Here is a 25,820-nt window from a genome sequence, read left to right on the forward strand (position 1 = left end):
ATGTTGGTTTATGGTCTTTTTGATTGGTATTTTGTTTAAATCTGTATAACAAATGTTGTGACGATGAAGGGAGAGAAGATTTAAATGTATAAGTAATACTAAGTCGACTATAACAAAAGTCAAAAGCCGACTTAGATTGAATTTGTGTGATAAGAAAACTACGAAAAATTAAGCTCAAATCCAGCTGATAGTTGAATTTGTTGCTCGGTTTCTAAATCTGCATTTAATAACTTTTCGTTTGCTAAAAAGTCAGTTGGAAATAATAAATCTATTTTATCCTCATGAACGCTTACCTGATATCCGGGTAGGTAGTTTTCACGGCGGCGTAAATTTAAAATTGCCGCTATGCGTAATATTCTGATTGCTCTAATCAGTTTATTGGTTTTGTATAAACTTAAATTAGGCAGTTCTGCAACTTTAAATTTTTTACGGTGGAAACGAACTAAGCTGGCAATTGCTAGTTGCTCTTCCTGATTAAACCCAGGCATATCTGTATTTTCAACTATATAAGCTGAATGTTTATGATAACCTGTTGAATGAATTTGTAGCCCGACTTCGTGTAACTGAGCAGCCCAGTATAATAAAGCGCGAAAATCATTTTTGCCAAACTTCCATTCAGTTTCTAATTGGTCAAAAATAAAACAGGCAGAACGAGCTACTCGGGCTGCTTGGGCTGTATCTATTGAATATCTTTGACTTAGGCTTTCTATAGTTCGTTCCCGAATGTCATGGTGTTTAAACCTGTCTTGCATTTCGTATAAAACGCCTTCACGCAGTGCGGCATCCTCATAATGCATTGACTCTATACCTAAACTATCAAAAGCAGCAATTAAAACAGCAAGGCCTCCAGCTAAAACCGGACGGCGGTGTTCGCTCACACCGGGTATATTAATATTATCAATATGACCATAGGTAATTAGGCTTTGTTTTAACTTTTCAAGGTGTGTGGCTTTTATTTCACCATCGCTCCAGCCATTTTGAACAATAGCTTCTCGAATAGCTTTAATTGTGCCAGATGTACCATGAGCAGTATTCCAGCCTGTTGCTTTATATGTATCAACTATGACCTCTAGTTCTTGTTCTGCAGCGATTATTGCTTGCTGAAAAGCTCGTTCAGTGACTTTTCCTTTATTAAAAAACTGATTGGTATAGCTTACACAACCCATGCTGCGAGAACTTAAATGTAAAGGGTTAAAATATTCACCAATAATGAACTCGGTACTGCCACCGCCAATATCAATGACCAATTTATTGCCGTCATGAGCAACTGTGTGGGCAACACCCTGATAGATTAGCCGAGCTTCTTCTTTACCTGGAATAATTTCAATCGGGTAAGGAAAAATGGCTTCAGCCTGGCTTAAAAAACTTTGACGGTTACGGGCTTTGCGAAGGGTAAAGGTTGCAACGACCCGAATATTTTCTGGTGGAATACCTTTTAGGGTATCAGCCATCTGGCTTAAAGTTTCAAGTCCTCTATCCATGGCTTCTTGACTGAGCATATCATCCTCTGATAGACCCTGAGCTAACCTAACTCTTTGTTTCACTTTATGTAAATTTTGGATTGAGCCATCAATTATCCGTGCAACAATTAAATGAAAACTATTGGAGCCTATATCTAATGCGGCTACCACGTCAGCTGTGTTTGCTGTGTTTTCTTCTTGCATTAATACTCCTTGGTTTTCATTTTTAATTAACCTACATGTAGTAAGCACAGATTATTTATATTTAGATTGTTTGAGATAATCATAGATTGCAACTTGAGAACGAATTTTTTTGCGGTTACCGCGTGCAACATAATTGTTTTGTTGCAATTTATCTACAATTCTGGCTTTAGTTGTGTCTTTGTATTGTAATTCAAACATATCCAAGATTTGTTGTTTGAGTTTGTCATCATAAATCGGGCAACTTACTTCAATTCGGTGTTCTATGTTTCGAGTCATCCAGTCTGCTGAAGAGATATAAACTTTAGCATCACCATTGTTACCAAAAATCATCACTCTCGGATGTTCTAAAAAGCGATCTACAATACTGATAGCTCTTATATTTTCGCTTAAGCCTTTTACTTGGGGCATTAAGCTGCACATACCACGAATAATTAATCTTATTTTAACACCAGCCTGACTGGCTTCGTATAATTTTAAGATAAGTGGATCATCAACCAAGTTATTAATTTTTAGATCGATTCTAGCTGGCTGGCCGATCCTGGCTGCATTAATTTCCTGATCGATTAACTGAGTAATATTAATTCTGGTATTAATCGGCGACACCATTAAGTGATAAAACTTAAACCTTTTGTAGCTGTGCTGAATAAAATCAAATACGTTTTCGACTTCTTTGGTGATCTCGTTATGAGCCGTAAATAAACTGTAGTCAGTATAAATTTTGGCGGTTTTTTCGTGGAAGTTACCTGTGCCTAAATGTGCATAGCGTACTATTTCGTCATCTTCTTTACGGTGAATTAAGCACAATTTGGAGTGAATTTTTAACGTTGGAATGCCAATTTGTACTTTAATGCCGGCATCTTCCATTATCCGTGACCATTCAATGTTGTTTTCTTCGTCAAATCTGGCCTTTAACTCAACGACCACGGTCACACTTTTACCATTTTTAACAGCGTCGATTAATGAGTTAATAATTCGAGAATTTTTGGCAACCCGGTAAATGTTCAAACGGATTTGAGTCACCGCTGGATCAAACGCAGCCTGACGAACCAGTTCGGTAAAATGGTCAAACTGATGATATGGATAATACAGTAAAATGTCTTGTTTTTTGATCGCCTCAAACGCTGTGGTTGCCTCTACAAAATGAGGGTGGGCGAGCGGCGGTAAACTTGGATTTTCTAAATATTTTCTACCAAAGTTAGGAAAACCAATAAAGTCTTTAAAGTTACGGTAACGTCCGCCTGCTAATAAACCTTCGTTTGCATCAGAGATTTGTAATTGTTTTTTTAAGAATTTTAGTAAGTTAGCTGGCATTTCCCTGTCGTATACAACTCGGGTTGGTTCGGCGCTGAATCTTTGTTTTAAGCTTTCTGACATTAGCTCAACTACACTTTGGTCTAATTCATCTTCAACCTTGTATTCGGCATCTCTGGTTAATTTAAATGAATAAGCACAAATCTCATCAAATTCAAAAAAGCCACTAAAAATAGAGCGCAAATTATGCACAATGATGTCATCAAGTAAAATAACTTCTTTTTTTAATTTACTTTTTTCAGGTGGTAATAAAATAAAGCGTGAAACTTCTTTAGTGGGGACTTCTACAATTGCGTATTCGGTATTGTCACCTTTGCTCATTTGAACGGCTAGGTAAGTCTCGTTATCGTTAAGTAAATCAACCAGCTTACGCGTTTTAGAAGGAATAATTGGCGTGACGTGTTTTAAAACCTGATCGTTAAAAAACGCTTTTAACCAGTTATTATGAAATGGACTGAGTTTAGACTCATCAACAAAATAAATTTTGTGTTTGGCCAGTTGCTTAGTGACTTCTTTATAAATACTGTCAAATTTACCTTGCAGGGCAAGCACTTTAGCCTGAATGTCGGCCAATAATTGAGTCGCGCTATAGTCCGGAACTGAATCTGTATTGGCTTTTTCAATAATAATGCGGCGTTTTACATCAGCTACACGGACTCTAAAAAACTCATCCAAGTTATTGGAAAAAATACCTAAAAAACGAACTCTTTCTACAACTGGGACACTTTTATCGGCTGCTTCTTGTAATACGCGTTCATTAAAAGATAACCAGCTCAATTCTTTAGGTACAATTGTCGGTTCTTTGATCATTAATAATGCTCTGAAAATCGTTAAAAAACTTACAGTCAATTACAACCTTTTATAGTGACGCTTTTATGACAGTTGTCATAAAAACTGTCATAAAACTTTAAAGATTATAGTTCGTTATTATTTATCGGGCACTTAAATTTACTTCAACAATTAAGTCATTAGCGATTTGTTCTAAAGCATCAGTTAGCTCATCAATATCTAGATCGGATGGAATTTCAATATCAGCTTGGGCTTTAAACAATAAACTACCCCAGTTAGGTGCGCTCTCACAACTTGAAGTCAGTTTTAATAAATTGACATGATGAGAAGCCAATACGCGAGAAATTTCTTTAATTATTCCTTGCTTGTCGTTACCAACAATCTCTAACTGAATGATATTTTTATTATTTTCTGTTTGAGATTCCCCCTTGGCTATATGAAGTTGAAACTCATGACTAGAAAGGCTTTCAAGCGCATTTAATACATTATTAGATTCTTCAGACGGACAGCTAAATTCAACAATACCAGCGAACTGGCCTGAAAGACGACAGAAATTACTGGCAAGCCAATTACCTTGGTGTTCATTTATTAATTTTGACAGTTTTTCAATAATGCCTGGTTTGTCGCGAGTAATTACAGAAATAACATAATTTGTATTCATCTTAATAATCCTTTTAGGGTTAGCTATTTATTAATAACTTATTTATAAGTATGCGTTTTAAATTACGCCTTTGTCTACATTTAAGTATAAGTGTTGCTGGAAATTAATATGACAACTGTAACAAAAGTGTCATAAAGTGCTGTTAAGGTTGCGCCATTAATCTCAGGTGGTTAGCGGTATGAAAATTTCAAGTTTCTCAAATCTGTCTGCTGGCATATTGCTGTTAATTAGTGCAGGGTTGATAGCCTTGATTAGCTGGTCTGGTATTCAAAGAGAAGAAGTACAGGCCAATTTAAATCAATATCAAAATAATAAAAATTTACTAACTCAAAAGTTTAGAGTAAGTGTTAATCAATATATTGAAAGTAGCAATTCAGTTAAGTTAAATCAGGCTTTAGAAGAACTAGCACAGATAAAACAAAACCTGATCCAGCAAGATGCAGAGTTATATCAAAATTTATTAGCTCAAATAGAAATTATCGTTGAGCTGATTAACACCGATGTGAGAGCTGCTGGTAAGTTGGGTAATAATAGTGCTGCTTTATTACAATTTGCTGAGCAAAGTATGTTAGGTGATATTGAAAGTTTGATTGAATATGCTCAACAAGGGCTTGAAAATAAACCTAAACTAGCAACTCAATATTTAGCGCAATTATCCAATTTGAGTTTAGCCTTGCAGCAGCTAAGCTATCGCCGCGAACGCACTTTTATGCAAGGCGGCCAAACTACAGAAAACATTGACTTATTGCTAAAAGTTACCCAAACGTTAGCGACTCAAGTTGAGTCGATTTATCTGTTACCTCGACTTGAAATTTATCCGCAAGCAGAGCCAGTAGACGAAGACGATTTGTTTTTGGGGATGATGGAAGAGCCTGCTGAAATAGGGGATGAGTTTATTGGGGATTTACGCTCGCAAATTAAGCGTTACCCAAAAGAAGTCTCTAATACTCAAGCTTCGCTTAAGTTGGTTGAAGATGCATTGAATGGATTGGCAGTATCGGTTGAGCAATTTGAAACACGCTTTTTAACCTTTGAAAGCCAATTGCTTGAACGTCAGGCCAAAGTGAATAAACAAACCGAATGGTTATTATATTCTGCTGCTTTATGTTTAATTTTAGTAGCGATATTAATTGTTGTGTTTCAATATGCTTGGGTGGTTAAGCGGATTAGTCAACTGAGCACTAACTTTAAACAGCTAGTTGAAACCGGTGAATTAAAACGCATTCATGTTAATAAAAACCGCTCTGAAATTGATGAAGTGAGTGATTGTTTTAATCAGTTGTTAGTTCAGATTGAATCTGAAAACGCAGATAAAAATAACAAATTAGTCGATATTTCATCCACTTTGGCTGGTTTAGTTAAAGAAACTAAAGATATAGAAGGTTTTACCGGCGATATTGCTCAGGATATGCAGCGCACTTCGGCTATTGTTGAGCAATTAGTTGAGTTGGCTGAAGAGGTTTATACCGGCTCTGAAACGGTTCAAAGTAATGCTAAACAAACCGAAATTTCTATCGCCGACAGTAATTTAAAAATTGGTACTGTGACTGAAAATACGAAAGCGATTGTGGATGCTGCGCATCAGAGTTATCAGTCTGTTGCCAGTTTATTAGCCTCGGTTGAAAACGCGTCTACTATTGTTGATACCATTAGTAGTATTGCTGAGCAAACTAATTTATTGGCGTTAAATGCAGCCATTGAAGCCGCCAGGGCTGGTGAGCATGGCCGTGGCTTTGCGGTAGTGGCCGATGAGGTTCGCAGCTTATCAAGACGAACACAGGATTCACTGGGAGAAATTACCGGTATTTTAGGGCAGTTAAAACAAGCTTCTGCTAATTTAGAAGATACAGTAAAAACTATTGATGGTTTATCTGCCGAGCAATCATTTACTGCACAGGAGTTATCAGTTAATGCTGAGGTGGTCAGAGCTCAAGCTCAAAATTCTGCGAGCACAGCACTGCAAAGTTTTCATAATGCCAGTACTCAGCTTGAACATATAAATCAATTTAAACGTTCAATTGAACATATTCAAAATATTATTCAGCAAGCTAGTGAAAAAGCTAATCTAATTAGTCAAAGCACAGAAATGCAAGCAAATAATATAATAGAAACATTGGGGGATTCAGAACTTAAAAGTGCCGCGTAAGTAAAAAATATCACTTTATTTGAGCTGTTTTATTTTTTTGCTTTACTTTTAGTGTAGAATCCGCCGCCGCATACACAAATAACTAAAGGTTAAACTATGTCTGCTAATTCATTTTTAGGTGTATTTGGTAAATCGCCTTTCAAAGCGTTAGAAACGCACATTGAGATAGCTAAGAGTGCAAGTCAAACACTTGTCCCATTTTTTGAAGCTGTATTTGAAACTAACTGGGCCTTAGCTGAAACGTTAAGAAAGGAAATTTCAAGTAAAGAGCAGGATGCAGATAAAATCAAACGTGAGATTCGTATGCAGCTACCTAAAGGGCTGTTTTTACCAGTTGAACGTGCTGATGTTTTAGAGCTATTAGTTCAGCAAGATAAAATTGCGAATAAAGCAAAAGATATTGCCGGACGTGTTATTGGTCGCGAATTACCAATCCCTCAAAGCCTTCGTGAAGAATTTTTTACCTACCTTGAACGCTGTGTTGATGCTGTGGAAATTGCAGCTAAAGCAATCAATGAACTGGATGAATTATTAGAAACTGGTTTTAAAGGTCGTGAGGTTGAACTGGTAGAAAAAATTATTTCAGAAATTGATGCAATTGAAAAAGATACTGACGCAATTCAAGTCAGTTTACGTCTTTCTGTTCGTAAACATGAATCTGAATTAAATCCGATCGATGCAATGTTTTTATATGATGTAATTGAATGGGTTGGTGATTTAGCAGATAAAGCTGAATCTGTCGGTGGACGTTTAGAGCTGTTGCTTGCTCGTTAATATCAGGAGTTTTTAATGGATATTTTACAAAGTTACGGCTTAATTTTAATTTTGTTTGCCGCAGTTGTTGGTTTTTTTATGGCTTGGGGTATTGGGGCAAACGATGTAGCCAACGCAATGGGTACATCGGTTGGTTCTAAAGCATTAACTATCAAGCAAGCGATTATTATCGCAATGATTTTTGAATTCGCCGGGGCTTATTTAGCTGGTGGTGAAGTTACCTCTACAATTCGTAAAGGTATTATTGATTCTACACCTTATATTCATGCTCCGGAGTTGTTTGTTATTGGCATGATTTCAGCCTTGATTGCTGCTGGTGTTTGGTTAGCTCTTGCTTCTTACATGGGGTGGCCTGTTTCAACTACTCACTCAATTGTAGGCGCTATTATTGGTTTTGCGGTGGTCAGTGCTGGTGCAGAAGCAGTTCATTGGGATAAAGTTGGTGGTATTGTTGGTAGCTGGATTATTACACCGCTTTTATCTGGTATTTTGGCTTATATTATTTTTATGAGCGCGCAAAGATTTATTTTTGATACTGATAATCCAATCAAAAATGCAAAACGTTATGTCCCTGTTTATATGGGGATTGCAGGCTTTGTATTATCTCTTGTTACCATCAAAAAAGGGTTAAAACACGTATTTTCTGATTTTGCAGTATCAATCAGCGGTGCTGAAGCTTATTTATATTCGTTCATTATTGCTGTCATTGTGGCTTTAATTGGTCGTTTATTTATTGCTCGCTTAAAAATTGATCCTGAAGCTGATAAAGAAATGCAATTTAATAACGTTGAAAAAATCTTCGCTATTTTAATGATTGTAACGGCTTGTTGTATGGCGTTTGCGCATGGTTCAAACGACGTAGCTAACGCGATTGGTCCATTAGCTGCTGTTGTTAGTGTGGTTCATAGCGGTGGTGAAATTGGTTCAAAAGCGGCATTAGCTTGGTGGATTCTACCTTTAGGGGCATTTGGTATTGTCGCTGGTTTAGCTATTTTTGGTCACCGAGTTATGGCGACCATTGGTAAAGGTATAACTCATTTAACCCCTAGCCGCGGTTTTGCTGCTGAATTAGCAGCAGCTAGTACAGTTGTAATCGCTTCAGGGACAGGTCTACCAATTTCTACTACTCAAACTTTAGTGGGTGCGGTATTAGGGGTTGGTTTAGCTCGAGGTATTGCGGCATTGAACTTGGGTGTTGTTCGCAACATAGTTATTTCTTGGGTTGTTACTTTACCTGTTGGGGCTGGTTTAGCGATTCTCGCTTATATGTTGTTGACATCGATTATGTTGTAAGTATGACCTAATATTAATTGAAATATTTTTGTCATCTTTATTTTTTAAAAGGCTTCTTCGGAAGCCTTTGTTTTTTCTTTTGTTTTTAATTATTTTAAGGTCGATTTAGTCAATTTGATTTTATGGATTGTGAATAATCCAGACTTATGTAACATAACTGTCATAAAAACATCATATAATGTGCGCAGTTAAAATTGACTAAGTTGACTCATGCTACAAACGACCAATCAAACTCATAATCAAAACTTTATTCGCAATCTTAAGGATAAAGTAGCTAAATATGGTGTCACCACTGGTGGCATTATGGTTTTAGTTGCATTGCTATTAATTTTCTTTTACCTACTTTACGTGGTTCAGCCAATCTTTGATGATGTATCAATTGATCATAAACTAGATATATCTATAACAATGCCTGAGAATACTCTGGCTTTGGGGTTAGATGACCATGTCGAAACTGCATTTCGATTAACTAAAGATGCCAAATTAGAATTTTATACTTTAGTTGGAGCTAATGCTGGTAGTTTAGTTAAAACATTTGACATTACTGGTGGTGATCAAATCTCTAGTTTTGCTAAAAGCATGGTGCATTTAAACCAATATGCCTATGTAACGGATAAAAATCAGTTAATTATAGCCGAACCTAAATTCAAATTAGGGTTTGCAAATAATCAACGTCAAATTAGTCCTCAAATCAATTACCCACTGACAAATCAAGGTATTTTTCTTAATTCAGATTCAGTCATTTCAAAGTTAGCTTTTGCATTTACTGAACAAGGTGGTGGAGTTATCTATCAAAATGAACAAGGCCACATTCGTTTTGTTCGTTTAGATGCCGAAGTTAATTTTATGACAGATGAAACAGAGTGGGTTCAAACACAAATCAATTTACCTGCTGTTAGCGGTCAAGTCGATTACTTGTTAATGACTGCCGATATTTCACGTGCATTTGTTGTTCAAAATGGTCAATTATTTGTATTTAATACTCGGGATCCAGAGAATGTGTCTCTTGTATCAAAAGGACAGGTTGTTGATTATGATAAACAGGTGACTGCGACCAGTTTATTAGGCGGCGCTAACTCTATAATGATTGCTGACTCAAGCGGAGAGATTAGTCAGTGGTTTGAAGTAAACGGTGAGAAAGGTCGTCGTTTTGAAAAAATCCGCAGTTTTAAATCTAAACAAGCCGTTACTGATTTATATCCAGAATATTTTAGACGTAGTTTTGTCGCTACCTCAGAGAATGGAGAGCTAGGGGTTTATTATACCACTAGTCAAGCTACGTTATTTAATGGTGAAATAACGAAAGGCAAAATTGCGACTATGTCAGTTGCTCCTAGAGCTGATGCATATATATTACAAGCCAATAAAACAGTACAAGTGTTTGACGTTCACAACGAGCACCCAGAAGTGACTTGGTCTGCACTATGGAATGAAGTGTGGTATGAAGGTTATAGTGAACCGGATTATGTTTGGCAGTCAACCTCAGCATCAGATGACTTTGAGTCTAAATTCAGTTTAGTGCCTATTACATTCGGGACCATTAAAGCTGCGTTTTATGCCATGCTATTCTCCGTTCCTATTGCTTTATCTGCGGCTATTTATACCGCGTATTTTATGCCAGCAAAAATCCGAACCTTGGTTAAACCGACCGTTGAAATTATGGAAGCGTTACCAACGGTTATTTTAGGTTTTTTAGCCGGTTTATGGTTAGCGCCGTTAATAGAAACGCATTTGGCCGCCTTGCTAGTTTTAGTATTTGGCTTACCTGTTTGTATTTTACTGGTTGCATATATTTGGCATAGCTTACCTATTTCAATTAAAAACCGCTTACCTGTCGGATGGGATTCGTTAATATTAATTCCAGTGATTATCTTATTAGCTTGGGGTTGTATTGCAATGAGCCCTTGGTTAAATGATATGTTTTTTGATGGCGATGTGCGGTTATTTATTACCGATGAATTAGGGATATCATTCGATCAGAGAAACTCCTTGGTAGTGGGTATAGCTATGGGATTTGCTGTTATTCCAACCATTTTCTCAATTGCTGAAGATGCAGTATTTTCAGTCCCTAAGCACTTATCTCAAGGCTCTTTAGCTCTGGGTGCTAGTCAATGGCAAACTTTGGTTAGAGTGGTTTTATTAACCGCCAGCCCGGGGATTTTCTCAGCCGTAATGATGGGATTAGGCCGCGCTGTGGGCGAAACTATGATAGTACTAATGGCTACTGGTAATACTCCTATTATGGACTGGTCTATCTTTCAGGGGATGCGTACATTGTCGGCGAATATAGCGGTTGAAATGCCGGAATCTGAAGTGGGTAGTACTCACTACCGAATTCTATTTTTAGCTGCATTCGTATTGTTTGTTTTTACTTTTGTATTTAACACAATTGCTGAGTTTGTTCGTCAGCGATTACGTGACAAATACAGTTCGTTATAACCAAGGTTAGTATTGATGAAAAATTGGTTTAAATCAGGAGCTCCATGGATTTGGATGACAGCTGGTGCTGTTAGCTTAAGCTTAATTTCAGTATTAGGCTTGTTATTAATGATTGCTTGGCGTGGTTTGAGTTATTTTTGGCCAGCTGATATTTACGAATTTCAGCTTGAACAAGGGCAAGCTCAACAAAAAATTATTGGTGAAGTTTATGATACGGAAGAGGTGTCGACTAAACGCTTACGTGAAGCTGGCTTAACGATTCCATCATCAGCAGGCGAGTCTGTTGAGCGTTTATTGGTAAAAACGGGTAACCGTGAGTTTGTGGAATTGGATTTTAGATGGATTTTAGAGACCGATATTAAATCGGCAGCAAAAACAACAGGCATTGCAGTATTTGAACGTAGTAAAAATGGTAATTTTTATGGCTATGTAAAGCATGTAATTATTGATGGTCAGCAAGCTGATGCGGAAAAGTTAGAAAGTGTAATTGAGCGTGCTGTTGATATAAACGATAAAGCATTAGACTTACAGAATGACGAAATTGGAGCAATCAATTATCGCCTTGAAAAAATCCGTTTAGAGAAAAGAGCCTTGGAGTTAGAGGGGGAGTTAACCGAAGAGGTTAAAACTCAATATCAGGCAGAAATTGAAGAGCTCAACAAAAATTATCAAGAGTATGAAAAAGAGCTCTTTAAATTACGTCAAGCAGCAAACCGAGATGCGGTTGTAGTTGAGGATATGCGAGGAGAATTAGTTGAAATTCCTGCGACTCAAATTCTGGATGTTCATTTTCCTAATGATATGACTTTACTAGCAAAAACAGGTCGGTTTTTTGTCCAAATCGGTAAGTTTATTAGTGATGACCCACGTGAAGCTAATACTGAAGGTGGGGTATTTCCTGCTATTTTTGGTACGGTTTTTATGGTTATTTTAATGGCGGTTATCGTGACACCGTTTGGCGTTATTGCAGCAATTTATTTGCACGAATATGCTGCTAAAAATAATGTGACTAAAATTATTCGTATCGCGGTAATTAACTTAGCTGGCGTGCCTTCTATTGTATATGGGGTATTTGGTTTAGGCTTTTTTGTTTATATGCTTGGAGGCAGTATTGACGAATTGTTTTATCCGGAAGCTTTACCTAACCCAACGTTTGGTACACCTGGGGTTATTTGGTCTGCATTAACGCTAGCAATTTTGACTTTACCTGTGGTGATTGTCTCTACCGAGGAAGGAATGTCGCGTATTCCAAGCTCGTTACGCCAAGGTAGTTTAGCGTTAGGAGCAACTAAAGCTGAAACTTTATGGCGGATTATTATTCCAATGGCGAGTCCGGCTATTATGACAGGGTTAATTTTAGCTGTTGCTCGTGCTGCCGGTGAAGTCGCACCTTTAATGTTAGTTGGTGTGGTAAAAATGGCACCGACTTTACCTTTAGATGGTAATTTCCCGTTTATTCACGTTGACCGTAAATTTATGCATTTAGGTTTTCATATTTATGATGTCGGTTTTCAAAGCCCGAATGTTGAAGCCGCCAGACCGCTTGTTTATGCTACCGCGTTTTTATTGGTGACAGTGATAGTTGCACTGAATATTACCGCTATTGGTATTCGCAATCATTTACGTGAAAAATATAAGTCGCTTGAGCACTAAGATATTTAAAGTTAAAAGGTTTATTTAAGATGATTTCATTATCACCTGAAGTTACAAAGTTACATAACGCAATTTCACCCAATGAATTAAGTGCAGAGCAAACTGCACTTGAAATGCGTGACTTAAATTTATTTTATGGCGATAAACAAGCGCTATATAACATTGATATGAAAATACCTAAAGGTAAAGTAACAGCCTTTATCGGACCGTCTGGTTGTGGTAAATCGACATTATTGCGTTGTATTAATCGGATGAATGATTTAGTTGATATTTGTCAGGTAAAAGGCGAAATATTATTAGAGGGTAAAAACATTTATGATAAAGACATAGATGTGGCTAATTTACGCCAGAATGTCGGCATGGTATTTCAGCGTCCTAATCCATTTCCTAAATCTATTTATGAAAATGTAGTATATGGGCTACGTATTCAAGGGATTAAAGACAAGCGTAAATTAGATGAAGTAGTTGAAACGTCATTACGTAAAGCAGCATTATGGGATGAAGTAAAAGATAGATTAAACGATAGCGCTTTTGGTTTATCTGGTGGTCAGCAACAAAGGTTAGTGATTGCACGTGCAATTGCAATTGAACCTAAAGTTTTATTATTGGATGAGCCAACTTCTGCGCTTGATCCAATTTCAACTTTAACCATTGAAGAATTAATTAACGACCTAAAAGAAACTTATACAGTGGTGATAGTGACACATAACATGCAACAAGCTGCTCGTGTATCTAATTATGCAGCATTTATGTTTATGGGAGAGTTGATAGAATATTCAGATACTAATCAACTATTTACTACACCAGCAAAAAAGAAAACCGAAGATTATATTACAGGCCGTTATGGCTAAAAAATACCGACTATAATTATATTAATATTATTAGTTAGGTAAGTATAAGGTTATGAGTTATGGATTTAAAACTAGATAAACATATTTCCGGCCAATTTAATATCGAGCTCGAGCGTATTATGAGTAGCGTGTTAGATATGGGAGGGCTTGTTGAGCAACAAATTACTCAAGCACTAGAAGCTATAAGCAGTTTTGATGAAAAACTGGCTGAAAAAGTAGTTGAAAATGACCGCAAGATTAATGCTTATGAACTAGCGATCGATGAAGAATGTGCCCGTATCATTGCTAAACGTCAACCTGCTGCAATCGATTTAAGGATCATTTTAGCTGTTGCTAAAATGATTGCTGATTTAGAGCGGATTGGTGATGAAACTTGCAGAATGGTGAAAGCTGCACAGGTTCAATTTAAAAATCAGGAACACCAGTTTATTGTTGATTTAGACCATATGGGTCAACAAGTTTTAACTATGTTTAATAAAGTGTTAGATGCGATGGCCCGAATGGACAGTGACGCAGCTTACGAAGTGTATAAATTAGATAAAAAAATTGATAAAGCTTACGAAGCAATTACTCGCCAATTAATGACACATATGATGGAAGATCCTAGATCGATTCCTAAAGTTATGGATGTAGTATGGGCGACACGCTCTTTAGAAAGAATAGGCGATCGTTGCCAAAATTTAAGCGAACATGTTATTTATTTAATTAAAGGAAAAGATGTACGCCACCGCAGTCGTGAGCATATTGAGCAAATGCTTGAATCTAAATAATCTGACCTGTCGTACATAGAAAATTGCCCGACAGTTTTTATACTAAGGTAAGGTTAAATAACGTTTAGAATTGATTAAACGCTTAAGTAAATAAATGAGTAATTTAAAAGTACAAAGAAAAACGGCTGTTATAAACAGCAGTTTTTCTTTGATTAACTATTATAAGTTTGCTTTAAAAGTAAAAGTTTTATTTTTTGCACGTTTTTCTTTTTGAGCTGATGGTTTATTGTTGTTTTCTCGACTTTTCTGGCTATTAGAATGATTGTTTTCGTTCAATCCCTGTTTTTTAGCTGGTCTGGACTTAGCTCTATTTTTAGGAGCTTGTCTATTGCGACTAGGTTGATTAACTGAAGTCGCCTTTGAGTCAATATCTCCTGAATGTTTTTGTTCAGGCTGAATTTTATCTTTTTTTGGTTTTTTAGGGCGTTTCTTTTTTGGAGCCCTTAACACAGATTCTGGTAGTGGATTAACTGGCTCAAAATTTTCAAGCGGTTGGCGTGGTAATACTTTTTGAATTAAGCGCTCTATTTCAAATAACTCTTTGCTTTCGGCAGCGCACACCAATGAAATTGCCTGACCAGATTGTCCGGCGCGGCCAGTTCGGCCAATTCTATGCACATAATCTTCAGCAATATTCGGTAAATCATAATTAACCACTTGTGGTAATTGACTAATATCAATCCCGCGAGCTGCTATATCTGTCGCTACTAAAATTTGAGTTTCACCCGCTTTAAAATCAGCCAGCGCTTTGGTTCTAGCTGCTTGGCTTTTATTGCCATGAATCGCAGCCGCTTTAATATCAGCACCACAAAGCATTCTCACTAAACGATTAGCGCCATGTTTGGTTCGGCTAAAAACTAACGCTTGTTGCCAGTTATTATCTTTAATTAATCTGATCAAAACATCGGTTTTTTTATTTTTATCCACCGGACAAATCCAATGTTCAACAGTTTCTACGGTTGAGTTAGCCGGTGTGACTGAAATTTCAATTGGATTATTGATTAACCCTTGAGCCAGCGCTTTAATTTCTTCTGAAAATGTTGCAGAAAACATTAAGTTTTGACGCTGCTGCGGTAAAAGATTAATAATTTTTTTTATGTCGCGGATAAAACCCATATCCAACATTCGGTCGGCTTCATCCAATACAAATGTTTCTAGCTCGTTAAAGCGGACAGCATTTTGTTGGTGTAAGTCGAGTAAACGTCCGGGCGTTGCCACTAAAATCTCAACGCCTTTAGTTAAACGCAACATTTGTGGATTAATTTTTACGCCGCCATAAACCACATCGGCGCGGATGGTTAAAAATTCACTGTATTTAGTGATATTGTCTGCAACCTGCGCAGCCAGTTCACGGGTTGGGGTTAATACCAATGCTTTAACCTGATTTGAACTCGCCCGTTTTTGAGTCGCCAGTTTTTCCAAAATAGGTAAAGTAAAACCTGCGGTTTTACCTGTGCCGGTTTGAGCTGCGGCCATAATATCGCGTCCGCTTAAAATCGCAGGAATGGCTTTGGCCTGAATTGGTGATGGGGTTTGATAACCTTGTTTTTCAATTGCTTTTAAAATCGGCTCGGATAAACCTAACTCGGTAAACTTCATAGATGCTCTCGTGGGTGATGCTTTATAGACAATATAGACCGCTTTTAGCGGCAGTTGCCACAGCGGGTGGCAAGCTTAACTCAAACGAGTGTAAAGCGCTATTTTTTTAGCTAAATAGCCAGTCGATGTTCGCATTTAAGCTCAATTTGGGTATATAATCTCCGGCAATTTTTATAAGCTTTATGCTTTACTGCATTAATTAATAAACAGAATCAGGAATAGAATAAATATGCGTAGCCATTATTGTGGTCAGGTTAATGAATCTTTAGTTGGTCAGTCAGTTACTTTATGTGGATGGGTTAATCGTCGTCGTGATTTAGGCGGGTTAATCTTTTTAGATTTACGCGATGTTAAAGGGTTAGTGCAAGTAGTGGTTGATCCTGATTTTGAAGCTTTATTTGCTACTGCCAATAAATTAAAACACGAATTTTGTATTCAGTTAAGTGGTACTGTGCGCGCTCGTCCAGAAAGTCAGGTGAACAAAAACATGGCAACGGGTGGAGTTGAAATTTTAGCGTCTGAATTAACGATTTTAAATAGCTCAGATGTATTACCAATTGATATGGGCGGCCATCAAAATAACTCGGAAGAACAAAGATTAAAATACCGTTATTTAGATTTACGTCGTCCTGAGATGACTCATAAAATTAAATTCCGTGCAAAAGTTGCAAGCGAAATTCGTAACTATTTAGATAGCCACGACTTTTTAGATATTGAAACGCCCATTTTAACTAAAGCGACGCCAGAAGGTGCACGCGATTATTTAGTACCTAGCCGTACTCATAAAGGGCAATTTTTTGCTTTGCCGCAATCGCCTCAGTTATTTAAACAATTATTAATGATGTCTGGTATGGACAGATATTATCAGATTGTTAAGTGTTTCCGTGATGAAGACTTACGTGCGGATCGCCAACCAGAATTTACTCAAATAGATATTGAAACGTCGTTTATGTCGGCAGATGAAGTGATGGCTGTTACCGAAGATATGGTGCGCCAATTATTTATCAAATTGCTAGATGTTGATTTGGGGGATTTCCCTAAAATGACTTATGCCGAAGCCATGACTAAATATGGTAGTGATAAACCGGATTTACGTAACCCGCTGGAAATGGTTGATGTTGCTGATTTATTAAAAGAGGTTGAGTTTAAAGTATTTTCTGGCCCAGCTAACGATCCAAAAGGTCGCGTTGCTGCATTAAAAGTACCGGGCGGCGCTGAAAAGTTCTCGCGTAAAGATATTGATGAATTAACTAAGTTTGTTGGTATTTATGGAGCCAAAGGTTTAGCTTGGATTAAGGTGAATGATTTAGTGCAAGGCATGGATGGTTTACAATCGCCTATTTTAAAATTTTTACCACAAGCCGTTGCTGAATCTATTTTGGCGCGTTTGGATGCGCAAACCGGTGATATTATCTTTTTTGGTTCAGATAAATACACTGTGGTATCAGAAGCAATTGGTGCATTAAGATTAAAAATTGGTGAGCAGTTAGGTTTAGTGGAAGATTGCTGGAAGCCTTTATGGGTGGTTGATTTTCCAATGTTTGAAGAAATTGAAGGCGGCTTAACGCCACTTCACCATCCGTTTACAGCACCAGTCGATGTGACGGCTGATGAATTAAAAGCTAACCCAGAAAATACCTTATCAAATGCTTATGATATGGTGTTAAACGGCTGTGAAGTTGGTGGTGGCTCGGTGCGTATTCATAAGCAGGATATGCAGGCTGCTGTTTTTGAAATTTTAGGTATTAATGAAGAAGAAGCGAAAGAAAAATTTGGTTTCTTATTAGATGCTTTAAAATTTGGTGCGCCGCCACATGCAGGTTTGGCATTTGGTTTAGACCGTTTAGTAATGCTGATGACAGGCGCTTCATCTATTCGTGATGTGATGGCATTCCCTAAAACAACAACTGCCGCTTGTCCGCTGACTAATGCACCGGGGTTTGCAAATCCTGAGCAATTAAAAGAGTTAGGCATTCAAGCAGTTAAACCTGCTGATAAAGTAGAGTAATGAAAGTTGCCATGCCTGAATTTTATTGTCAGGCATGGTTTGTTCCTGCATTTCTTAACCCCTCGCTTCTGCCTATGAGTTGTCAGCCCTTAATCAAAATAACTGTGTTAAAGTTTGTTCGGTTTTGTATTGCTGGCGGTTTCATTCACCAATTAATCAGGATAATTCATTGAGTATTATTTTAGGGATAGATCCGGGTTCACGCATTACAGGTTATGGGGTTATAAAACAAAACCGTAATCAGTTTTTATATTTAGGCAGTGGGTGTATTCGGTTAGGCGATGCGCCTTTACCTGAGCGTCTAATTAAAATATTTAATGGTGTCAGCGAAATTATTACTCAGTTTCAGCCGGACTCTTTTGCCATCGAACAGGTTTTTTTGGCACATAATCCTGATTCGGCGATTAAACTCGGGCAGGCCAGAGGCGCCGCGATTGTTGCCGCCGGACATGCTGGTATTGAAGTAGCTGAATTTTCGGCAAGGCAAATTAAACAAGCCGTGGTTGGTAAAGGCAATGCTGAAAAAACACAGGTTCAGCACATGGTTTCGCATATTTTAAAACTGAATAAAAGCCCGCAGGCCGATGCGGCAGATGCTTTGGCTGTTGCTTTATGTTATGCCCATACCAGACAAAGCTTAATTGGTTTGGCTGGGCAAGCAACAAAAACAGTTAGGCGACGTTTGCGCTAATTCTCCGGCTGAAATCAAGTATCTTGAAGCAGTACGGGTATATATATTTAAAAGAGGGTTGTTATGATCTCAAGATTAACCGGCATGATTGTTGAAAAGCTACCACCAGAATGTGTATTGGATGTTCAGGGTGTAGGTTATGAGATTCATTTACCAATGACCAGTTTTTATCAACTGGCAGAAATAGACCAAAAACAAACCATTTTTATTCATCAGGTGATTCGTGAAGATGCGCATGCTTTGTATGGGTTTCATAGCCGGTATGAAAGAGATTTATTTCGTGAGCTATTAAAAGCAAATGGGGTTGGTCCTAAGCTCGCTTTAGCTATTTTATCCGCTATGTCGGGTCAAGAGTTTATTGCTACGGTACAGCATGCCGAAGTGAATCGACTGGTTAAAATTCCGGGGGTTGGCAAAAAAACCGCTGAGCGCTTATTACTCGAAATGAAAGACAGATTAGCTAAATGGCAGGCCGTATCTTCTGATATTAGCCCATCTGCTGGTGTCGATGCAGGTGTGCAACCGCTTGAATATAACCAGTCACAAAGTGCCAGTCAGGATGCTATTGAAGCTTTGATTGCACTGGGGTATAAAGCTAATCAGGCCGAAAGTGCGGTTAAAAAAGTTTCTGCAGGGCAATCGTCTAGTGAGCAAATTATTCGTTTAGCATTAAAGAGCATGTTGTAATTTATGATAGAAGCAGATCGTTTAATAAGTGCACAAGCACAGTTTGATGATGAAACAGTTGATCGGGCAATTCGTCCGCAAACCTTAGCCGACTATACGGGCCAGTTGCATGTTGTTGAGCAAATGAGCATTGCGATTGAAGCTTCAAAAAAGCGGCAGGACGCATTGGATCATGTACTTATTTTTGGGCCGCCCGGTTTAGGAAAAACTACATTAGCTCGAATTATTGCTAACGAAATGAATGTGAATATTAAAACCACTTCTGGCCCTGTACTTGAAAAAGCCGGTGATTTGGCGGCTTTATTAACCAATTTAGAACCGCATGATGTTTTGTTTATTGATGAAATTCATAGGTTAAGTCCAGCGGTTGAAGAAGTTTTATATCCGGCAATGGAAGATTATCAACTGGATATTATGATAGGCGAAGGCCCAGCTGCACGCTCCATTAAATTAGATTTACCCCCTTTTACTTTGGTGGGGGCTACCACTCGGGCTGGTTCATTAACTTCTCCGCTACGTGACCGATTTGGTTTAGTTCAACGACTTGAGTTTTATGCGGTTGATGAGCTTGAAAAGATTATTAGTCGCAGCGCTCACTTTTTACAAATGGAGTTAAGCAGCGAAGGCGCCCGCGAAATTGCGATTCGCTCTCGTGGAACCCCGCGAATCGCAAACCGTTTATTACGTCGGGTGAGAGATTATGCCGATGTAAAAGCAGATGGTATTGCAGATGATAAAATTGCCGAACAAGCGCTTAATTTATTGAATGTAGATGATCAAGGTTTTGATTATATGGATAGAAAACTACTGGAAGCCATTATTGAAAAATTTGATGGTGGCCCGGTAGGTTTAGATAATATTGCGGCAGCGATTGGGGAAGAGAAAGATACAATTGAAGATGTCATCGAGCCGTTTTTAATTCAGCAGGGTTTTATCCAGCGTACTCCTCGAGGACGAATCGCCACGCAACGCGCTTTTTTGCATTTTGGATTGATTCAAAACGATAAAAAATAATGAACTAAGGCACACTACTAATTAATAACTAATAAGTTTTTTTAGTTATGTGTATTCAATCATATTTTTTGTTTAGTATTTAGCGTATATTTTACAGCGTAAAAAAGAATGATGTATTTTATGCTCAAGTTGGATTTGACGTGGAACTTTATTTAACCAAATTTATCAAATCCAAGGTTTAAATATTGTCAGTTTAATATTACAAAAGTTAATTGACTACTGCTCATCCGTATTATTAAGATGGATATGTTTGGTATTAACATTTAGTGACATAGTAAAGTGGCAAATATTCAAAAGCGCTTAACAGGTACAGAAATTTATAAAAATTAAGGAATCAAAGAGTGTCAGCAGATATTAGTTTCTTCGGTTTATTCATGCAAGCCAGTTTATTAGTTAAAGCAGTAATGCTTATTTTGCTTGCTTTGTCTGTTATTTCTTGGACTATGATTTTCAAACGCGCTAATGCGCTCAATAATGCAGCAAAACAATCGCGTGCTTTTGAAGATAGATTCTGGTCGGGAGTCGATTTAAGTAATTTGTATCATGAAGTCACCCATAAAGTGGGCGAGTTATCTGGCTCAGAAAGTTTATTTAAAGCGGGCTTTAAAGAGTTCGCCCGCTCACGTAAAGCAAATGGATCATCGTCTGAAGCCGTAATGGATGCAACTTACCGCTCAATGCGAGTGAGCTTATCACGTGAGATTGACAATCTGGAAACGCATTTACCTTTTTTAGCAACGGTTGGTTCGATCAGTCCTTACATCGGTTTATTTGGTACTGTATGGGGGATTATGAACGCGTTTATTGCTTTAGGCGAAGTACAACAAGCAACTTTAGCTATGGTTGCACCGGGCATTGCCGAAGCATTAATAGCAACCGCGATGGGGTTATTTGCCGCGATTCCAGCTGTTATTGCTTATAACCGCTTCTCACATAGAGTTGAAAAACTAGAAAATAATTTACATAACTTTATGGAAGAATTTTCAGCGATTTTGCATCGTCAGGCAATGAATACTCCAACTGGCAATACAGCGAATAATAACGGAGCTTAATAGTATGGAAATACGTAAGCGACGCAGACCCGTATCCGACATTAATGTTGTCCCTTATATTGATGTTATGTTGGTTTTATTAATTATTTTTATGGTAACAGCCCCCTTAATTACTGCCGGGGTGAATGTAGACTTACCAAAAGCAGATGCCAACCCATTGGCTGAAGATAGTAAACCACCCGTGATTGTCTCTGTTACCGCTGATTATGAATATTTTGTCACTGATGGTAGCAAAAAAGAAGGTCCTATGGTGCCACAAGAACTTGCTGCTGTGGTAGGTGCCTATTTAAAAGTTGAACCGGATCGCCCGGTAATGGTCGAAGGAGACGGTACTGTCACTTATGATGCAGTCGTCAATTTGATGGTGTTATTACAAAAACAGGGCGTTGAATCTGTTGGTTTAATGACAGATCCAGTTGAGGAGTAATCAGATGACATATCCTGTTGCATTTGGTATTTCAATTTTTGTTCATATTATTTTAGGGTTAGTTTTGTTTGTGAGTATGGAGTTTAAAACGCCGCACCAACCACAAAATGCTCAAAATAAACCAGACAAAGAAGTGGTTCACGCTGTCTCAGTGGATAAATCTGCGTTGGAAGCTCAGGTTAAAAAAATGGAAGCTGCCAAAGCGGCTAAGCAAGCAGAAGAAGATAAGCGAGTTGCAGAATTAGAACGACGTGCACAAGCGGCTGAAAATTCTCGTCGTCAAAACGAAGCCAATTTACAAAAATTAGCTGAGCAGAAAAAAGCCGCAGAAGCAGAAGCGCAAGCGGCAAAAGAGCGCCAGATAAAAGAAGCTAAACGAGCAAAAGAGCTAAAAGAGGCCGCAGAAAAACAAGCGGCAGAAAAACGTAAAGCAGAAGACGAAGCTCGCAAAGCACGTGAAGCTGCACAAAAAGCCGAAGCTGAACGCAAACGCAAAGAGGAAGAAGCACGGAAAGCGGAAGAAGAGCGTAAACGTAAAGAAGCTGAAAGGCTGAAAAAAGAGCAGGAAGCTCGAGAAAAAGCTGAAATGCAGCGTATGTTAGAAGAGCAGATGGCGGCCGAGAAAGCTGCGCGCGATAAACAACGAAACCGACAGGTTTTATCTGAAAAAGATAAATATGTTGCTTTGATCCGCTCTGCTATTCAAAGTAACTTATATACAGATCCATCTTTGGCTGGTACTAGTTGTAAATTGAATATTAAGCTGGCGAGTAATGGTTTTGTAACTTCGGTTAAAACGTTGTCAGGTAATGCGCAAACTTGCCAAGCTGCAGAAAAAGCTGTGTATAAAACAAACCAGTTACCGGTTTCTAGTGACCCAGAAGTAACTGCTTTATTACGAGATATCAATTTAACCGTAGCACCTGAAAACTAATTCGATAAGAGTGACAATATGAAACGAGTACTATTTGCTATTAGCTTATTTTTAACGGCTTTTTCAAGTCAGGCCGCAATCGAAATTTTAATTACAGAAGGTTTGGATAGTGCCCAACCAATAGGGATTGTTCCGTTTGAATATAAAGGCACTGCACAAATGCCTCAAAATATAGCTGAAATTATTTCTGCTGATTTAATGAGAAGTGGTAAGTTTAATGCAATTAAACCACAAGACATGCCGCAGCACCCTGTTAGTAGTGCTGAAGTGGATTTTTCGGCTTGGGCAGAACGAAATATAGATACTATTGTGATTGGCCAGGTTAAAGATGTGAGACCGGGCTTATTTATTGCCCAGTACCAAATTATTGATATTGTTCGAGGCCAAGTGACTGGCGGCAGTCCCCAAACGATGAGTAATGGTAAACTAGTAGAATCTAAAGCTCATATTTTATTTGAAAGCCGCCCGCTGCAATTTGATATGTCAGATTTTCGTCGTGTCGGCCATGCAATGAGTGATCGTATTTTTGAGCAACTGACCGGTATTAAAGGCGCATTCCAGACTAAAATTGCTTATGTCTTGGTTGCTGATAGTGGCACTCGTCCATATAAGTTAGTCATTGCCGATTATGATGGTTTTAATGAACAGGAAATCGTACGTAGTAAAGAGCCTTTAATGTCTCCGTCTTGGTCTCCTGATGCAACAAAGCTTGCGTATGTGACTTTTGAAAATCGTCAAGCTCAAGTCTTTATTCATGATTTATATTCAGGTTCTAGGGAAATGATAGCTTCATTCCCAGGAATTAATGGTGCACCTAGCTGGTCTCCGGATGGTTCTAAAATGGCGTTGGTTTTATCAAAAGACGGTAATCCAGAAATTTATATTATGGATATGCTAACTCGAAAGCTAACTCGTTTAACGAATAACCGTACAATAGATACAGAGCCAAGTTGGTCACCTGATGGTGAAAGATTAGTATTTTCTTCAGAGCGGGGCGGTCGAGCCCAGTTATATGAAATTAATATTAACAGTGGTAAAGTAAATAGGCTCACTTTTACAGGTGAAATGAACTTGGGCGGATCTTATACCCCTGATGGTAAAAGCTTGATTATGGTTAATCGTACTCGTGGCAATTATCATATTGCGAAACAGGACTTACGCACCGGAGCATTACAAGTTTTAACTAAAACTCATTTAGATGAGTCACCTAGTTTTTCTCCTAATGGAAATATGATAATTTATAGCACATTACATGGTCAGAATCAGGTTTTAGCCTTGGTTTCGGTTGATGGTCGCTTTAAAGCTCGCTTACCAGCAGGTGAAGGGCAGGTGAAGTCTCCGGCTTGGTCTCCCTATATGTAATCGTGGTTTAATTTTAATTTAATAAGCAATAATAAGGATAAGCACATGCAAGCTAACCAATTATTAAAATATTTAGTTGTTGTTCTTCCAATGTTAACAGCAGCTTGTTCTACAACTACAGGCGATGAAGATACTGCTGGTATGACAAACTCTGATTCGGCTCAAACAGGCTCTATGAATAATGAGGACTCAGTTGAAGTAATGACACTTGAGAAAAAACGTCAAATGGAAATTGAAGCTCAAGAACGTAAGCAAGCAGCATTACGTGAAACTAACATGATTTTCTTTGATTTTGATGGTTCTCAAATTCAAGCAAAATACTTTGAAGTATTAGAGGCTCATGCCGCTTATTTACGTTCGAATCCAAGTGCTAAAGTGTTAATTGAAGGCCATGCTGATGAGCGTGGTACGCCGGAATATAACATTGCTTTGGGTGAGCGCCGTGCAAAGAGTGTTGCTAAGTATTTACAAAACTTAGGTGTTATGTCTGCTCAAATTTCAACTGTAAGTTATGGTGAAGAAAAGGCTCTTGATAGATCTCGTACAGAGTCTGCTTTTGCTAAAAATCGTCGCGCAGTTTTAGTTTATTAATTGATTAAAAGCTGAGATTATGAAAAAGCTATCTAAAATCATCGCTCTCAGCATAGGGGTGGCATCTGTGATGTCCACTCCTTTAGCTTTTGCTGAGCGAAATATGTCATTAGGCGAACGAATTGATTTATTGGAACGTTCAGTAGAAGCTAAAAGTCGCTCTCAGGCATTAATGAGCCAACAAGTAGATTCGTTGCAAACAGAAATTGCAGAACTTAGAGGTATCAGCGAAGAGCATAATTATAAATTATCTCAAATATTAGAAAGACAGAGAGAACTATATCAAGAACTAGATAAGCTAGCTGAATTAACTAAACAAGCTAGTCAAATTAATCGTTCTAGTGGTGTTGATTCTGAACAAGATTTTGGGGTAATTAATAGTGGGCCAAGTTCGAGTCCAACTTCTTCATACTCTAATAGTTTAGATGAAAACCAAGCTTATGATAAAGCTGTTAATTTGGTACTGAAAGATCAAAGATATGATGATGCAATCCCTGAATTTCGGGCTTTCATTCAGCAATATCCAAACTCAGTTTACCAGCCAAATGCTCAATATTGGTTAGGACAATTATTATTTACAAAGGGGCAGTATCAAGAAGCCGCGAGTAGTTTTAATACGGTTGTTCAAAAGTATCCAGATTCAAATAAGCGGGCAGATGCGATATTTAAATTAGGGATGGTTGCGCAAAAAATGAACAAACCTCAACTTGCTAAAGAAAAATACCAGCAAGTGATTAATGAATATGGCGACTCGACCGTGGCTAAATTAGCAAAGTCACGTCTTGCTAATTTAAACTAACCGATACCGATGATAATTTCTTAGATAGTTTATTTTGTAAAATTAACTATCTAATTGATTGATTTTTGAACCTTTTCGGTCTTTTTATAACCGATTAAATAAAAAAAGCGTTTTTTCTAAAAAAAAATGAAATTTTTGTTGCGTTCGCTTCGCATATCAGTATCATACGCCCCCGTTAGCAAGCGGGGCATCAGCCAAGTTTGAAAACAGGTAGGGGTCATTAGCTCAGCTGGTAGAGCAGTGGACTTTTAATCCATTTGTCGCAGGTTCGAATCCTGCATGACCCACCACTTTATTTTTGTTTA

21 protein-coding genes and 1 tRNA gene are annotated in these 25,820 nt (G+C 37.9%); 18 read left to right on the top strand and 4 right to left on the bottom strand.

The window, feature by feature from the left end; all coding sequences use genetic code 11:
* Nucleotides 1–158 precede the first annotated feature (158 nt).
* The 3 genes from ppx to N7931_RS07065 form a co-directional block, all read right to left on the bottom strand.
* The gene (gene ppx, locus N7931_RS07055) at nucleotides 159–1,664 is read right to left on the bottom strand and encodes an exopolyphosphatase (protein ID WP_262792955.1); all 1,506 of its coding nucleotides are present in this window, start codon (nucleotides 1,662–1,664) and stop codon (nucleotides 159–161) included.
* 51 nt (nucleotides 1,665–1,715) lie between these two features.
* A complete protein-coding gene (ppk1, locus tag N7931_RS07060) occupies nucleotides 1,716–3,785 on the bottom strand; it encodes a polyphosphate kinase 1 (protein WP_262792956.1) in 2,070 nt (689 codons plus the stop codon).
* A gap of 121 nt (nucleotides 3,786–3,906) precedes the next feature.
* Nucleotides 3,907–4,425: a glycine cleavage system protein R gene (locus N7931_RS07065; protein ID WP_262792957.1), complete on the bottom strand. Its 519-nt coding sequence runs from the start codon at nucleotides 4,423–4,425 to the stop codon at nucleotides 3,907–3,909.
* Between the two features lie 178 nt (nucleotides 4,426–4,603).
* Between N7931_RS07065 and N7931_RS19535 the strand changes: the two genes are divergently transcribed.
* From N7931_RS19535 to phoU, 7 genes are all read left to right on the top strand, one after another.
* On the top strand, nucleotides 4,604–6,571 hold the full coding sequence (locus N7931_RS19535) for a methyl-accepting chemotaxis protein (RefSeq protein WP_316250569.1): 1,968 nt from the start codon (nucleotides 4,604–4,606) through the stop codon (nucleotides 6,569–6,571).
* 96 nt (nucleotides 6,572–6,667) lie between these two features.
* Nucleotides 6,668–7,345: a TIGR00153 family protein gene (locus N7931_RS07075; RefSeq protein ID WP_262792958.1), complete on the top strand. Its 678-nt coding sequence runs from the start codon at nucleotides 6,668–6,670 to the stop codon at nucleotides 7,343–7,345.
* 15 nt (nucleotides 7,346–7,360) lie between these two features.
* A complete protein-coding gene (locus N7931_RS07080; protein ID WP_262792959.1) occupies nucleotides 7,361–8,638 on the top strand; it encodes an inorganic phosphate transporter in 1,278 nt (425 codons plus the stop codon).
* A gap of 210 nt (nucleotides 8,639–8,848) precedes the next feature.
* The gene (locus N7931_RS07085) at nucleotides 8,849–11,077 is read left to right on the top strand and encodes an ABC transporter permease subunit (protein ID WP_410369338.1); all 2,229 of its coding nucleotides are present in this window, start codon (nucleotides 8,849–8,851) and stop codon (nucleotides 11,075–11,077) included.
* A gap of 12 nt (nucleotides 11,078–11,089) precedes the next feature.
* Nucleotides 11,090–12,730 carry a phosphate ABC transporter permease PstA gene (gene pstA, locus N7931_RS07090; RefSeq protein WP_262792960.1) on the top strand — a complete coding sequence of 547 codons (1,641 nt, stop codon included), beginning with the start codon at nucleotides 11,090–11,092 and terminating at the stop codon, nucleotides 12,728–12,730.
* Nucleotides 12,731–12,759: 29 nt separating this feature from the next.
* Nucleotides 12,760–13,581 carry a phosphate ABC transporter ATP-binding protein PstB gene (gene pstB / locus N7931_RS07095; RefSeq protein ID WP_262792961.1) on the top strand — a complete coding sequence of 274 codons (822 nt, stop codon included), beginning with the start codon at nucleotides 12,760–12,762 and terminating at the stop codon, nucleotides 13,579–13,581.
* Nucleotides 13,582–13,640: 59 nt separating this feature from the next.
* Entirely contained in the window at nucleotides 13,641–14,351 is a 711-nt protein-coding gene (gene phoU / locus N7931_RS07100; RefSeq protein WP_262792962.1) for a phosphate signaling complex protein PhoU, read from the top strand.
* 159 nt (nucleotides 14,352–14,510) lie between these two features.
* On the opposite strand, the gene N7931_RS07105 is transcribed toward phoU, so the two are convergent.
* Nucleotides 14,511–15,950, bottom strand: coding sequence for a DEAD/DEAH box helicase (locus tag N7931_RS07105; RefSeq protein WP_262792964.1), 1,440 nt, complete (start codon nucleotides 15,948–15,950; stop codon nucleotides 14,511–14,513).
* A 229-nt stretch (nucleotides 15,951–16,179) separates the two neighbouring features.
* On the opposite strand from N7931_RS07105, the gene aspS reads away from it, so the two are divergent.
* The 11 genes from aspS to N7931_RS07160 all read left to right on the top strand — a co-directional run bounded on the left by aspS (nucleotide 16,180) and on the right by N7931_RS07160 (nucleotide 25,805).
* Nucleotides 16,180–17,958: an aspartate--tRNA ligase gene (gene aspS, locus N7931_RS07110; protein ID WP_262792966.1), complete on the top strand. Its 1,779-nt coding sequence runs from the start codon at nucleotides 16,180–16,182 to the stop codon at nucleotides 17,956–17,958.
* 169 nt (nucleotides 17,959–18,127) lie between these two features.
* Entirely contained in the window at nucleotides 18,128–18,649 is a 522-nt protein-coding gene (gene ruvC, locus N7931_RS07115) for a crossover junction endodeoxyribonuclease RuvC (protein ID WP_262792968.1), read from the top strand.
* Nucleotides 18,650–18,712: 63 nt separating this feature from the next.
* A complete protein-coding gene (gene ruvA / locus N7931_RS07120) occupies nucleotides 18,713–19,336 on the top strand; it encodes a Holliday junction branch migration protein RuvA (protein WP_262792969.1) in 624 nt (207 codons plus the stop codon).
* 3 nt (nucleotides 19,337–19,339) lie between these two features.
* Entirely contained in the window at nucleotides 19,340–20,350 is a 1,011-nt protein-coding gene (gene ruvB / locus N7931_RS07125; protein ID WP_262792970.1) for a Holliday junction branch migration DNA helicase RuvB, read from the top strand.
* Nucleotides 20,351–20,691: 341 nt separating this feature from the next.
* Entirely contained in the window at nucleotides 20,692–21,402 is a 711-nt protein-coding gene (gene tolQ / locus N7931_RS07130) for a protein TolQ (RefSeq protein WP_262792972.1), read from the top strand.
* A 4-nt stretch (nucleotides 21,403–21,406) separates the two neighbouring features.
* Nucleotides 21,407–21,829 (top strand): protein TolR, encoded by a 423-nt coding sequence (gene tolR, locus N7931_RS07135; RefSeq protein WP_262792973.1) that lies wholly within the window; start codon nucleotides 21,407–21,409, stop codon nucleotides 21,827–21,829.
* Between the two features lie 4 nt (nucleotides 21,830–21,833).
* Nucleotides 21,834–22,763: a cell envelope integrity protein TolA gene (gene tolA, locus N7931_RS07140; RefSeq protein WP_262792974.1), complete on the top strand. Its 930-nt coding sequence runs from the start codon at nucleotides 21,834–21,836 to the stop codon at nucleotides 22,761–22,763.
* 18 nt (nucleotides 22,764–22,781) lie between these two features.
* On the top strand, nucleotides 22,782–24,125 hold the full coding sequence (tolB, locus tag N7931_RS07145; RefSeq protein WP_262792976.1) for a Tol-Pal system beta propeller repeat protein TolB: 1,344 nt from the start codon (nucleotides 22,782–22,784) through the stop codon (nucleotides 24,123–24,125).
* A gap of 45 nt (nucleotides 24,126–24,170) precedes the next feature.
* Entirely contained in the window at nucleotides 24,171–24,716 is a 546-nt protein-coding gene (pal, locus tag N7931_RS07150) for a peptidoglycan-associated lipoprotein Pal (RefSeq protein WP_262792978.1), read from the top strand.
* A gap of 19 nt (nucleotides 24,717–24,735) precedes the next feature.
* Nucleotides 24,736–25,515: a tol-pal system protein YbgF gene (gene ybgF, locus N7931_RS07155; protein ID WP_262792980.1), complete on the top strand. Its 780-nt coding sequence runs from the start codon at nucleotides 24,736–24,738 to the stop codon at nucleotides 25,513–25,515.
* Nucleotides 25,516–25,729: 214 nt separating this feature from the next.
* Nucleotides 25,730–25,805, top strand: a tRNA-Lys gene (locus N7931_RS07160).
* Nucleotides 25,806–25,820 lie beyond the last annotated feature (15 nt).

Origin of the sequence: Catenovulum sp. 2E275 (genome assembly GCF_025515275.1) — a bacterium.
Taxonomy (GTDB): domain Bacteria; phylum Pseudomonadota; class Gammaproteobacteria; order Enterobacterales; family Alteromonadaceae; genus Catenovulum.

Excerpts from the sequence above, each read along its gene's own strand:
- pal (WP_262792978.1), top strand. The coding sequence starts at position 24,171 with ATGCAAGCTAACCAATTATTAAAATATTTAGTTGTTGTTCTTCCAATG.
- ppx (WP_262792955.1), bottom strand. The coding sequence starts at position 1,664 with ATGCAAGAAGAAAACACAGCAAACACAGCTGACGTGGTAGCCGCATTA.
- N7931_RS07080 (WP_262792959.1), top strand. The coding sequence starts at position 7,361 with ATGGATATTTTACAAAGTTACGGCTTAATTTTAATTTTGTTTGCCGCA.
- tolB (WP_262792976.1), top strand. The coding sequence starts at position 22,782 with ATGAAACGAGTACTATTTGCTATTAGCTTATTTTTAACGGCTTTTTCA.
- ruvA (WP_262792969.1), top strand. The coding sequence starts at position 18,713 with ATGATCTCAAGATTAACCGGCATGATTGTTGAAAAGCTACCACCAGAA.
- N7931_RS07075 (WP_262792958.1), top strand. The coding sequence starts at position 6,668 with ATGTCTGCTAATTCATTTTTAGGTGTATTTGGTAAATCGCCTTTCAAA.
- phoU (WP_262792962.1), top strand. The coding sequence starts at position 13,641 with ATGGATTTAAAACTAGATAAACATATTTCCGGCCAATTTAATATCGAG.
- ruvB (WP_262792970.1), top strand. The coding sequence starts at position 19,340 with ATGATAGAAGCAGATCGTTTAATAAGTGCACAAGCACAGTTTGATGAT.
- pstB (WP_262792961.1), top strand. The coding sequence starts at position 12,760 with ATGATTTCATTATCACCTGAAGTTACAAAGTTACATAACGCAATTTCA.
- ppk1 (WP_262792956.1), bottom strand. The coding sequence starts at position 3,785 with ATGATCAAAGAACCGACAATTGTACCTAAAGAATTGAGCTGGTTATCT.
- N7931_RS19535 (WP_316250569.1), top strand. The coding sequence starts at position 4,604 with ATGAAAATTTCAAGTTTCTCAAATCTGTCTGCTGGCATATTGCTGTTA.
- aspS (WP_262792966.1), top strand. The coding sequence starts at position 16,180 with ATGCGTAGCCATTATTGTGGTCAGGTTAATGAATCTTTAGTTGGTCAG.
- N7931_RS07085 (WP_410369338.1), top strand. The coding sequence starts at position 8,849 with ATGCTACAAACGACCAATCAAACTCATAATCAAAACTTTATTCGCAAT.
- tolA (WP_262792974.1), top strand. The coding sequence starts at position 21,834 with ATGACATATCCTGTTGCATTTGGTATTTCAATTTTTGTTCATATTATT.
- N7931_RS07105 (WP_262792964.1), bottom strand. The coding sequence starts at position 15,950 with ATGAAGTTTACCGAGTTAGGTTTATCCGAGCCGATTTTAAAAGCAATT.
- tolR (WP_262792973.1), top strand. The coding sequence starts at position 21,407 with ATGGAAATACGTAAGCGACGCAGACCCGTATCCGACATTAATGTTGTC.
- N7931_RS07065 (WP_262792957.1), bottom strand. The coding sequence starts at position 4,425 with ATGAATACAAATTATGTTATTTCTGTAATTACTCGCGACAAACCAGGC.
- ybgF (WP_262792980.1), top strand. The coding sequence starts at position 24,736 with ATGAAAAAGCTATCTAAAATCATCGCTCTCAGCATAGGGGTGGCATCT.